Below are 10,757 nucleotides of genomic sequence, written 5' to 3' on the forward strand. Positions count from 1 at the left end.
GCGTCCGTACGGATCCACGGGAGGGCCCCGACCTGACAGGTCGGGGCCCTCCCGTGGGCGGGGTGTCAGCGCAGGTGGTCCGCCGCGAGTGCCGCCGCCGCGCGTTCGAGGAGGGGGCCCGCCTCCGCGATGCAGCGGTCCTGGTCGGGCTCCAGGTCGGTCAGCGCGTAGGCGCGCAGGATCCCGGCGCCCCGCAGCGCCGCGGGGTCGAGGGCCAGCCGGCCGCAGACCGCGACGACGCCGACGCCGCGCGCCCGCGCCGCCGCGGCGACCCCGGCGGGAGCCTTGCCGTGCAGGGTCTGCGCGTCCAGGGAGCCCTCGCCCGTCACCACGAGCGTCGCGCGCTCCAGGGCCGCGGCGAAGCCGAGCACGTCGAGCATCACCTCGATGCCGGGGCGGAAGGCGGCGCCGAGCCCGACCAGGGCCCCGTAGCCGATCCCGCCGGCCGCGCCCGCCCCCGGCGCCGCGGGCGCCGCGGCGGCCTGCGGGCCGAGGGCCTCGCCGAGCACCTCGGCGAGGCGGCCGAGCGCCGCGTCGAGCACGGCGACGTCGGCCGGGCTCGCGCCCTTCTGCGGCCCGTACACGGCTGCCGCGCCCTTCGGCCCGGTCAGCGGATTGTCGACATCGCTTGCCAGCACGATCCGGGTGTCCGCGAGGCGGGGGTCGAGGCCGCGCAGGTCGGCGGAGGCCAGGGCCGCGAGCCCGCCGCCGCCCTGCGGCACGGGCTCGCCCGCCGCGTCGAGGAGGCGGGCGCCGAGCGCCGTGAGCATACCCGCGCCGCCGTCGGTGGTCGCGCTGCCGCCGACGCCGAGGACGACGGTGCGGGCGCCCGCGTCGAGCGCGGCCCGCAGCAGTTCGCCGGTGCCGTACGTGGTCGCCGTCAGCGGCGCGAAGACGCCGGGCGGCAGGTGCTGGAGGCCTGACGCCTCCGCCATCTCCACCACCGCGGTGTCGCCGCGCAGCGCGTACGCCGCGGTCAGCGGCTCGCCGCGCGGCCCGCTGACCCGCTCAAGGCGCCGTCCGAACCCGGCGGCGAGCGCCGCGGCGACCGTGCCGTCGCCGCCGTCCGCCACGGGCAGGGTCTCCACCCGCACCCCGGGGACGGCCCGGTGGATGCCGGCCGCGACCCGCTCGGCCACCTCGACCGCTGTCAGCGACCCCTTGAACTTGTCCGCCGCGACCAGCACGCTCCTTCGCGCGCCGCCATTGCCGCGGCCCCCCTTCACTGCTCCGTCCGTCACGTACTCGTCCTTTGCTGTCGAACAGGCAGTCGCGCCGCCCCGACCCTATCCGGCGGCCCGCGCCCTGCCCAGGCCGCGACCGCGGCGGTCCCGTTAGGCTGCGGGGGTGACAGTGAGCGACGACTACAGCGCCTATATCGCGGGGCTGCCCAGGATCCTCGCGGGGGCGGCCGTGCTGTTCCGCGACGCGGGGGGCCGGGTCCTGGCCGTGGAGCCGAACTACCGGGACGGCTGGGCGCTGCCCGGCGGGACCGTCGAGTCCGACGAGGGCGAGAGCCCCAGGGAGGGCGCGCGCCGGGAGACCTTTGAGGAGATCGGCCTGGACATCGCGCCCGGCAGGCTGCTCGCGATCGACTGGGTGCGCGGCCCCGGCCGGCCGCCGATCGCCGCGTACCTCTACGACGGCGGAGTGCTGAGCGACGGGCAGCTCGCGGCGATCGTGCTCCAGGAGTCGGAGCTGCTGTCGTGGCGGCTGGTGGACCGGGCCGAGATCCCCGCGTACTTTCCCGGCTCGCTCGGCGGGCGGGTGGCGGCGGCGCTCGCCGCGGCCGAGTCGGGCGGCGGCGCGGTGGAGCTGGAGGACGGCCGCCCGGTCGGCTGAGCCGCGGGGACCTCCGGTGGCCCGGGGCGCGCGCGGCCTTCGTCGCCCCCGGTCCGGCGCGGCGCCGCCTACGCTCGGGGGCATGACACTCGTCGCGATCCTGACCGGCGCGGGCATCTCCACGGACTCCGGCATCCCGGACTACCGCGGTCCGAACGGTGTCTGGCGGCGCGATCCCGGGGCCGAGCGGTATGTGACGTACGACGCGTACATGAGCGATCCCGGGCTCAGGCGGCGCGCCTGGCGGCGGCGCGCGGACAGCCCGACGCTGCGGGCGGAGCCGAACGCGGCACACCGGGCCATCGCCGACCTCCACCGCTCCGGCACTCCGGTCAGGGTGCTCACGCAGAACGTGGACGGACTGCACCAGCGGGCCGGCCTGCCCGGGGAGAAGGTGCTCGAACTGCACGGCACCGCGCGGGAGATCATGTGCACGGGGTGCCGCCGCAGGTCGTCGGTCGACGGGGCGCTCGCGCGGGTCGCGGCGGGCGAGGAGGACCCGCGCTGCGAGGAGTGCGGCGGCATCCTCAAGTCCGCCACGGTCATGTTCGGCGAGCGGCTCGACCCTGCGGTGCTGCGCGAGGCGCTGGCGATCGCCAAGGAGTGCGAGGTCTTCCTCGCCGTGGGCAGCACGCTCCAGGTCCAGCCGGCCGCGTCGCTCGCGGGCGTGGCGGCCGACCACGGGGCCGGGCTGATCGTGGTGAACGCCGATCCGACACCGTACGACGCGCGCGCGGAGCGGGTGGTGCGGGAGCCGATCGGGACGTCGCTGCCACCGCTGCTGCGCACGCTGCACGCCGCCTGAGCCGCCGGGCGCGGCGCGGGTCCGCGCGCTCCGGCAGCGGCAGCGGCAGCGGCAGCGGCTCAGAACAGCGCGTCGTCGGGTACGGGCGCGTGCCCGGCCTCCAGGGCGAGGAGGCGCCGCTTGTTCGCCAGCCCGCCGCCGTAGCCGGTGAGGCTGCCGGTGGAGCCCACCACCCGGTGGCAGGGCACCACGATGCTGACCGGGTTCCTGCCGTTGGCGAGGCCCACCGCGCGGGACGCCCCCGGGCTGCCGAGCGCGGCGGCGAGCTCGCCGTACGAGCGGGTCTCGCCGTACGGGATGCGGGTCAGCTCCGACCAGACGCGGCGCTGGAACGGCGTGCCCTCCAGGTGCAGCGGCAGGTCGAACACCCGCAGCTCGCCGCTGAAGTACGCCGCCAGCTGGGCGGTGGCCTCCCCGAACGGCTCGGCGGAGCGCGGACCGAAGGTGTCACGCGGCGGCATGTGGCGGTGCTCGTCCAGGTAGACGCCGCTGAGGGCCCCGTCGGCGGCCACCAGGGTGAGGGGCCCGAGCGGGCTGTCGATGACGGTGTGCCGGCGTTCCATGGTTTCTCCTGTCGCGCGGGGCGGTGGTGCGGTGGGCGGTACGGGGTGCGATCGGTGGTTCACGCGGGCAGACGGTTGACCGGATGGTCGCCGGTGGCCCAGAGGTGCTGCGTGGCGTAGGCGCGCCAGGGCCGCCACGGCGCGGCGCGGGCGGTGAGCGCGGCGGGGGCCGTGGGCAGGCCGAGCCGGGCGGCGGCCCTGCGGACACCGAGGTCGGTGGGGAGGAAGGCGTCCGGGTCGCCGAGCGCCCGCATCGCGATCGACTCGACGGTCCACGGCCCGAAGCCCGGCAGGGCCGCGAGCGCGGCCCGCGCGTCGGCCCAGTCGCTGTCGGGGCCGAGGCGCAGCGCCCCCGAGGCCAGCGCCTCGACCAGGCCGGTGAGCGTGGCGCGTCTGGCCCGCGGCAGGGCGAGCGCCCCGGGGTCGAGTCCGGCGAGCGCCTCGGGCGTGGGGAAGAGGTGGGTGAGGCCGCCCTCGGGGTCGTCGACCGGGACGCCGTGGGCCGCGACGAGGCGGGCCGCGTGGGTGCGGGCGGAGGCCGTGGACACCTGCTGTCCGAGTACGGCGCGTACGGCGAACTCCGCCGCGTCCACGGCGCGGGGCACCCGGCGCCCCGGAGCCTCGCGCACCAGCGGCGCCAGCCCGGGGTCGGCGGCGAGCTGCCCGTCGACCGCGACGGGGTCGGCGTCCAGGTCGAGGAGTCTGCGGCAGCCGCTGATGGCGACGGTCAGGTCGCGTGGGTCGGTGAGCGAGAGCCGGCAGGCCACATGGTCCGGGCGTGGGGCGAGCGACACGATGCCGTGGCCGTACGGCAGCGACAGGGTGCGCCGGTAGGCGCCGTCGCGCCACTCCTCGACGCCGGGGACCGCCGTGGCGGCGAGGTGTCCGAAGAGGTTGTCGGGGGTGAGCGGCGCGCGGAACGGCAACCGCAGCGCGATCGCCCCTGCGGCCCGCTGCGGCGTGGCACGGCCGGCCCGGCCCCCGGTCCGCGCGGCGCGCTCCCGCAGTGCTCCGGGGGCGAGCGCGAACACGGCGCGCACCGTGTCGTTGAAGGACCGTACGGAGGTGAAGCCGGCGGCGAACGCGACCTCGGCCATCGGCAGCGCCGTCGTCTCGATCAGGAGCCGCGCGGTCTGCGCCCGCTGGGCGCGGGCCAGCGCCAGGGGTCCCGCGCCCAGCTCGGCCCGCAGTTGCCGTTCGACCTGGCGGGCCGAGTAGCCGAGGCGCGAAGCGAGTCCGGTCACGCCCTCCCGGTCCACGACGCCGTCCTGGATGAGCCGCACGGCGCGAGCCACGCCGTCGGCCCGCGCGTTCCAGGCGGGCGATCCGGGGCTCGCGTCCGGCCTGCACCGCCTGCAGGCGCGGAAACCCGCCTGCTGGCAGGCGGCGGCGCTCGGGTGGAAGACCATGTTCTCGGTCTTCGGCGGCACGACGGGGCAGCTGGGCCGGCAGTAGATACCGGTGGTGAGGACGGCGGTGAAGAACCAGCCGTCGAACCTGGCGTCCCTGGAGCGCACGGCCCGCTCGCAGCGTTCCCTGTCGGTGTGCATGCCTACAGGATCGGCGAAGGAGCCGGGGGGAAGCTCGCAGAAAAACGACATCAAGGTCGCGGGAGGCGGCGCGGTAGCATCCTGGCGTGACGAAGATGCGGGCAACTGCGGCTCTGCTCCGGCGGCTTGGTGAGGGCGTGCGCTCCGGGCGCGCGGCGCGCGTGCGCGCTCCCCGGTTGCGGGGTGGGGCATGACGACCCCCTCGGGGGAGCCGCGGCTCCTCGCCATCAGCGACCTGCACGCCGCGCACGCCGACAACCGCGCGATCGTCGAGTCCCTGCGCCCCGGCACGGACGGCGACTGGCTGCTGGTGGCGGGCGACGTCGGGGAGATCAGCACGGACATCGAGTGGGCGCTGACGCTGCTCGCCGACCGGTTCGCCACGGTGGTCTGGGTGCCGGGCAACCACGAGCTGTGGACGCACCCCTCGGACCCGCTGACGCTGCGCGGCCGGTTCCGCTACGAGCACCTGGTGTCGATGTGCCGGGGGCTCGGCGTCGTGACGCCCGAGGACCCGTACCCGGTCTGGCGGGGCGCGGGCGGCCCGGTGACGGTGGTGCCGCTGTTCCTGCTGTACGACTACTCGTTCCACGCGCCCGGCACCTCCACCAAGGAGGAGTCGCTGCGGGTGGCGCACGAGGCGGGCGTGGTCTGCACGGACGAGTACATGCTGCACCCCGACCCGTACGAGACCCGCGACGCCTGGTGCGCGGCGCGGGTCGAGGAGACGGAGAAGCGGCTCGCGGCGCTCGACCCGGACCTGCCGACGCTGCTGGTCAGCCACTGGCCGCTGGTGCGGGAGCCGACGGACGTCATGTACTACCCGGAGTTCGCGCAGTGGTGCGGCACGACGCGCACCGCCGACTGGCACACCGCCTACCGCGCCCTGGCGTCGGTCTACGGCCATCTGCACATTCCACGCAGGACGGCGTACGACGGGGTGCCGTTCGTCGAGGTGTCGGTGGGCTATCCGCGCGAGTGGCGCGGGCGCGGCGGGCCCCGGCCCGCCCTGCGCGAGATCCTGCCCGCCCTGGCCGGGGAGTCCCGGTGATCGCGGAGCTGCTGCCCGCCGCGGTGACGGCGTACGACACGTTCGCGGACGCGTCGGGGGACGTGCTGTTCCCCGAGGAGCAGGCCGTGGTGGCGCGCGCCGTCGACAAACGGCGCAGGGAGTTCACGACCGTGCGTGAGCTGGCGCGCACGGCCATGGCGGAGCTGGGTGTCGCGCCCGCGCCGCTGCTGCCGGACCGGCGCGGCGCGCCGCGCTGGCCCGAGGGACTCGTCGGCAGCATGACGCACTGCGACGGCTACCGTGCCGTGGCGGTGGCGCGGGCCGCGGACATCCACGCGGTGGGCATCGACGCGGAGCCCAACCTGCCGCTTCCGGAGGGGGTGCTTGACGCGGTGACCGTTCCTGCGGAGCGCGCCAGGATCGCCGAGCTGGGCGCCTCGCACCCGGAAGTGGCGTGGGACCGGCTGGTGTTCAGCCTCAAGGAGACCATCTTCAAGGCGTGGTTCCCGCGGACGCGCTACGAACTCGACTTCTCAGAGGCCGAGGTGACGCCCGTGCCTGAGGGCGCGGGCGCCGGTACGTTCGGCTTCGCCCTGGCGCTGGAGCGGGAGGGCCCCGACCCCCGCTGGCTGAGCGCGGCGCGCGGCCGGTGGACGACGGGGGACGGCGTACTCGTCACGGCGCTGGCCGTGCCCAGGACGACGCTGCCGGGCCAGCGGCGCGGCTGAGCCGGGCCACCCTTCGGACCGGGCGGCGCGGCTGGACTGGGCCACCCTTCAGGCCGCGGGGCGCCGGGCGATCCAGGTGCCGCGCGTGGAACGCACCACGAGGTCGCCGCGGCGCCGTACGTCCTGCGGGCCGCCGTCGAGCAGCGTGTCGAGCGCCGTGCGGTCGGCGGGGTCCGCGCGCTCCTCGACGGCGGTGCGGATCCGGGCGAGCACGAGGTGCGCGTAGCGGCCTGCGCTCTCGGGCAGCGGCGCCCGCAGTGCGAGCCGGTCCGTGCGCTCCTCCTCGACGGTGAGCCCGGCGGCGGCGAGCAGCGCGCTCCAGTCGGCGCCGAGATGCGGCACCCGCTCGGCGTGGACGGCGTCGAGCAGCGCGCGGCAGCGCTCCTCGACGCCGGGCCGCGCGGGCACCGCGTCGTCGGGCAGGAAGCGGGGCAGCCCGTCCAGCTCCGCGACCGCGAGCAGGCCGCCGGGGCGCAGGGCGGCGCGCACCCCGGCGAGGGCCGCGACGGGGTCCTCGACATGGTGCAGGGACGCGGAGGCCCAGACCAGGTCGGCACCCTCGACACCCGGGAGGCCGGCGCCCGCGTCCGCCTCCAGGGTGCGCACGCGTTCACCGAGCCCGCGGGCGCGGGCCGTCGCGGTGATCCTGGCCAGCATGTCCTGATCGGTGTCGACGGCGGTCACCCGGGCGTCGGGGAAGCGTTCGAGCAGCGCGAACGTGCCGGCGCCTGTCCCCGCGCCGAGGTCCACGACGCGGGTGACGGGCCCCCGGGCGAGGCGTGCGATCCGGCCGGTCAGACCGGCGATGTGCGGAGCGAACAGGCCGGCGTCCAGGTCGAGCATCTCCGCGAGCCCGTCCGGCAGGTCGTCGCGGTGGGAGCGGCCTGGGTGCGTGTGGGCGTGGGCGGGGTGTCCGTGGGTGGCGGGCGCGGCCGGTCCGGCGGGGTGGCCGTGCCCGGTGTGCCGGGGTGCGGGGTGCGTCATGCGCCCGACCCTACGGGGCGGTCTGCGCACAGCGCATAGGATCATGCGTATGACGCAAGAACGGGACGGCCTCGACGGCCTCGTGCGCAAACGCATCCGGGCCCTGCGCGCCGCGCAGGGCTGGTCGCTCGACGATCTCGCGGAGCGCTGCCACCTGAGCCCGTCGACGCTCAGCAGGATCGAGACCGGCGGGCGCAGGATCGCGCTCGACCAGCTCACCGCGATCGCCAGGGCCCTCGGCACCACGCTCGACCAGCTCGTGGAGACGGCCGCCGACGACGTCGTCACCCAGCCCGTCCGCGACCGGTCCCGCGGGCTCACGCAGTGGCCGGTGCGGGGCGAGCCCGGCATGACGGTGGTCAGGATGCGCGTGACCTCTCCCGCGCCGGACAGCCCGGCCGCGCTGCGGGCCCACCCGGGGCGCGAGTGGCTCACGGTGCTCGCGGGCACGGCGGAACTGCTGCTCGGGGAGCGCAGGCTGCGGATCGAGGAGGGCGAGGCCGCCGACTTCCCCACCATGCTCCCACACGCCCTGGGCGCGGTCGGCGGCCCCGCCGACGTCCTCGGCATCTTCGACCGCGAGGGCGGCCGCGCCCACCTGCGCGAAGAGGGGCGCCGCGGCGAGAGGTCGTACCGCAGCCGGTGAGCTGTCGGGGCCGCTCGTGGCGATCGCCGGCGGCGGAGCGGGTGCTGGATGATCCTGCGTCGCTGACGACGTCTTCACCGGTTCGTTGTGCACGGTTCGCCGTAAACGGGAGGACGGCGTGTGCATCGTGGACGGCACCCTGGTTCCCACCCGGGACCGCAGCGTCGCCGCGTCGCGTGCAACCTACCGTTACTCGACGAATCCGCGGGTCGTCACCCCGTGCAGGAAACCGAGAACGCGGCCCATCGCCGGGCCCGGGGCGGGTGTCGAGCACGCGTTGTCCGGCCGGCACCTTGGTCAGGGCGGCGCGTTCGCGGGCCGCGACGGTTCGAGGGGGTGGACGCCTCCACCACCGGCGCCGGGGCTTTCTGCACCAGCGAACGCCGCGCGGCGCACGCACAGCATCCGCGCCAGGCTCAGGTCCTCGGACAACGCCCGCTCCACCGCCCGCGGTGCCGCTCCGGTCCTTCGCGCGGCCACGGAGAGGAACACGGTGGCCGGTTCGTTGGCATGTCGCGCGACCAGGGCATCGGCCACCTGCTCCACCGATGTCGCGCGGGCGGACGGTGCGGGCAGGTGACGCCGGACCGGCACCGCGCCGTGCGGGCTTGTCGAGGTGCGCGTGTCAGTCGCGGAGCGTTCTGAAGAAGGCGCGGATGTCGTCGATGAACAGGTCGGGAACCTCGAACGCGGGGAAGTGCCCGCCCTCCGTGTGCTCCTGGAAGAAGACGGAGCTGTCGCCGGGGCCGAGGACCTTGCGGACCAGCGGGTCGCTGTAGAACAGCGAGGAGCCCGTGGGGACAGGGGAGGCGCCACCCCATCCCGGGTTGTCGGCGTGAGCCAGTTCCCAGTAGAAGTCGCCCGCCGCGGGTCCGGTCCGGGTGAACCAGTAAAGGCTGGCGGTGATCAGGACGTTCTCGCGGCTGATCGGTGTGGCGGGGTTGGCCCACTGAACGAACTTCTCGGCGATCCAGGCCAGTTGCAGGATCGGCGAGTCCGCAAGACCGGCCGAGAGGGCATTGGGCGCGGTGGAGTGCAGTACGCGGTAGCCCTTCATCTGCGCCCAACTCCGCTGCGCCGCCGCGAGTCCGGCGAGTTCCTCCCTGCTCAGGCCGTTCGGCACGGGCAGATCCTCACCGGCCATGCCGAGCTGGAGCCGGTCGCCATGGGTGTGCGCGCCGATCACCCGGTCGGGCATCAGCATCGCCACCCGGCCGGTCACGCCGGCCCCGAGGTCGCCTCCTTCCGCGCCGAAGCGCTGGTAGCCGAGCCGGGTCATCAACTCGCCATAGGCCAGGGCGGTGCGCTCCAGATTCCAGCCGCGGGCCGAGAGCGGGCTGGAGAAGGCGAAGCCGGGCAGTGAGGGAATGACGACATGGAACGCGTCGGCCGGGTCCGCGCCGTGCGCGCGCGGATCGGTCAGCGGGCCGCTCGCTTCGAGGAACTCCACGAACGAGGTCGGGTAGCTGTGGTTGAGCAGCAGCGGCGTGGCGTCCGGCTCCGGCGAGCGGATGTGCAGGAAGTGGATGGTCTGCCCGTCGATCTCGGTCAGGAACTGAGGGAAGGCATTCAGTCCTGCCTCGTGGGCCCGCCAGTCGAATCCGTCCGCCCAGTAGGCGGCCAGCTCGTGCAGGTAGGCCGAGGAGATGCCGTGATCCCACTCCGATTCGGCGCCCGGTACCGGGTACGGCGATCGGGTGCGCGCCAGTCGGTCATGCAGGTCGTCGAGATCGGCCTGCGGGATCCGGATCCGGAAAGGGTGGATTTCATTGGACATGCCCATGAAAGTACGTTGGTTCCTGCTCAATCACCACGCAAGTGCCGCGGAGGTGGTGTCGTGTCAGTCGGGTCCGGGACTACCCGGCGACGTCCAGGCCCGTCTGCAGCTCGCCATCGACACCGACAGCCCTCTGGCGGCGCCGGTCGGGGCCCCTCGCCCGGCCGACGGACGGGACGCCTCGTAGCCGACGGACGCCTCGTAGCCGACTGCCGCCTCGTGCGGGACAGCTTTCGGGGGCGTCCGCGAAGCCGCGCCGCCGCCCAGGGACACGCCGCCCGGGCCGTCAGCCCTGCTCGTACTCCGCGTGGTCCGAGGGGCGTGGTGGCTCCGGGCCCTCGGGGCCGGTACGGACCAGCCGCTCGACGCGGCACACGCGAAAGACGGTGTCACCGGCCCGCGCCTCGTCGGCGCGGCGCTCGGCCCGGAAGCGCCGGGCGGCACGCGCGTACCGGTCACGCTCGGCGGCGTCGGCCGGCCGCGCCCCGGTGAGATCCTCGTACAGCAGGCGCCGCGCGTCGTGCGGGGTCGGCATGAGGCAGCCGCGCGGGGCCCAGCCGCGGGCGGCGCGCTCCACCACGCCGAAGCCGGTGGGCAGCATCACCACCTCGGGGTGGGTCCGCACCGACCGCCGCGAGTCGGCCCTGACGCGGGCGGGGAAGCGTGCGCCGGTGCAGGCGAACCCCCGCAGCGCCAGCCGCAGCGCGCCCGCCATCACCCCCTGGTCCCCGTCTTGCGCGTACTCCGCGTCGAGGCGGAGTACCAGGTCGCGCGGGCCGCGGGCTCCCACGCGCCCTTCCAGGACAGGAGCGGGGGCTCCTGGCCGGTGGGGCGCGGCGGTTCGAGGCCG

At 75.6% G+C, this 10,757-nt stretch carries 11 protein-coding genes; 5 read left to right on the forward strand and 6 right to left on the reverse strand.

Annotated elements, in window-relative coordinates; genetic code table 11:
* Positions 1 to 65: 65 nt before the first annotated feature.
* A complete protein-coding gene (locus tag ABEA77_RS29480) occupies positions 66 to 1,241 on the reverse strand; it encodes a glycerate kinase (RefSeq protein ID WP_345654215.1) in 1,176 nt (391 codons plus the stop codon).
* Positions 1,242 to 1,347: 106 nt separating this feature from the next.
* Between ABEA77_RS29480 and ABEA77_RS29485 the strand changes: the two genes are divergently transcribed.
* On the forward strand, positions 1,348 to 1,842 hold the full coding sequence (locus tag ABEA77_RS29485; RefSeq protein ID WP_345654217.1) for an NUDIX domain-containing protein: 495 nt from the start codon (positions 1,348 to 1,350) through the stop codon (positions 1,840 to 1,842).
* An 82-nt stretch (positions 1,843 to 1,924) separates the two neighbouring features.
* A complete protein-coding gene (locus ABEA77_RS29490; RefSeq protein ID WP_345654219.1) occupies positions 1,925 to 2,647 on the forward strand; it encodes an SIR2 family NAD-dependent protein deacylase in 723 nt (240 codons plus the stop codon).
* Between the two features lie 59 nt (positions 2,648 to 2,706).
* Here the strand turns inward: ABEA77_RS29490 and ABEA77_RS29495 are convergent, their stop codons facing one another.
* Together ABEA77_RS29495 and ABEA77_RS29500 are read right to left on the reverse strand one after the other, a co-directional pair.
* Complete coding sequence (locus ABEA77_RS29495; protein WP_345654222.1) at positions 2,707 to 3,210, reverse strand: methylated-DNA--[protein]-cysteine S-methyltransferase; 504 nt, start codon at positions 3,208 to 3,210, stop codon at positions 2,707 to 2,709.
* A gap of 59 nt (positions 3,211 to 3,269) precedes the next feature.
* On the reverse strand, positions 3,270 to 4,760 hold the full coding sequence (locus ABEA77_RS29500) for an AlkA N-terminal domain-containing protein (protein WP_345654225.1): 1,491 nt from the start codon (positions 4,758 to 4,760) through the stop codon (positions 3,270 to 3,272).
* A 190-nt stretch (positions 4,761 to 4,950) separates the two neighbouring features.
* Here ABEA77_RS29500 and ABEA77_RS29505 point away from each other — a divergent pair, with 190 nt between their 5' ends.
* Together ABEA77_RS29505 and ABEA77_RS29510 are read left to right on the forward strand one after the other, a co-directional pair.
* Positions 4,951 to 5,811, forward strand: coding sequence for a metallophosphoesterase family protein (locus ABEA77_RS29505; RefSeq protein ID WP_345654228.1), 861 nt, complete (start codon positions 4,951 to 4,953; stop codon positions 5,809 to 5,811).
* Entirely contained in the window at positions 5,808 to 6,500 is a 693-nt protein-coding gene (locus ABEA77_RS29510) for a 4'-phosphopantetheinyl transferase family protein (protein WP_345654231.1), read from the forward strand. The genes ABEA77_RS29505 and ABEA77_RS29510 overlap by 4 nt, the downstream gene beginning before the upstream one ends.
* 48 nt (positions 6,501 to 6,548) lie before the next feature.
* On the opposite strand, the gene ABEA77_RS29515 is transcribed toward ABEA77_RS29510, so the two are convergent.
* A complete protein-coding gene (locus ABEA77_RS29515) occupies positions 6,549 to 7,484 on the reverse strand; it encodes a class I SAM-dependent methyltransferase (RefSeq protein ID WP_425588414.1) in 936 nt (311 codons plus the stop codon).
* Between the two features lie 49 nt (positions 7,485 to 7,533).
* On the opposite strand from ABEA77_RS29515, the gene ABEA77_RS29520 reads away from it, so the two are divergent.
* Positions 7,534 to 8,130, forward strand: a complete 597-nt coding sequence (locus ABEA77_RS29520) for a helix-turn-helix domain-containing protein (RefSeq protein WP_345654234.1) — start codon at positions 7,534 to 7,536, stop codon at positions 8,128 to 8,130.
* A 625-nt stretch (positions 8,131 to 8,755) separates the two neighbouring features.
* Here the strand turns inward: ABEA77_RS29520 and ABEA77_RS29530 are convergent.
* Positions 8,756 to 9,907, reverse strand: a complete 1,152-nt coding sequence (locus tag ABEA77_RS29530) for an epoxide hydrolase family protein (RefSeq protein WP_425588415.1) — start codon at positions 9,905 to 9,907, stop codon at positions 8,756 to 8,758.
* 286 nt (positions 9,908 to 10,193) lie between these two features.
* Positions 10,194 to 10,757 (reverse strand): DUF5954 family protein (locus tag ABEA77_RS29535; RefSeq protein WP_345654240.1); only part of this gene is annotated, 564 nt, incomplete at its 5' end.

The organism is Streptomyces tremellae (assembly GCF_039540215.1).
Lineage (GTDB): Bacteria > Actinomycetota > Actinomycetes > Streptomycetales > Streptomycetaceae > Streptomyces > Streptomyces tremellae.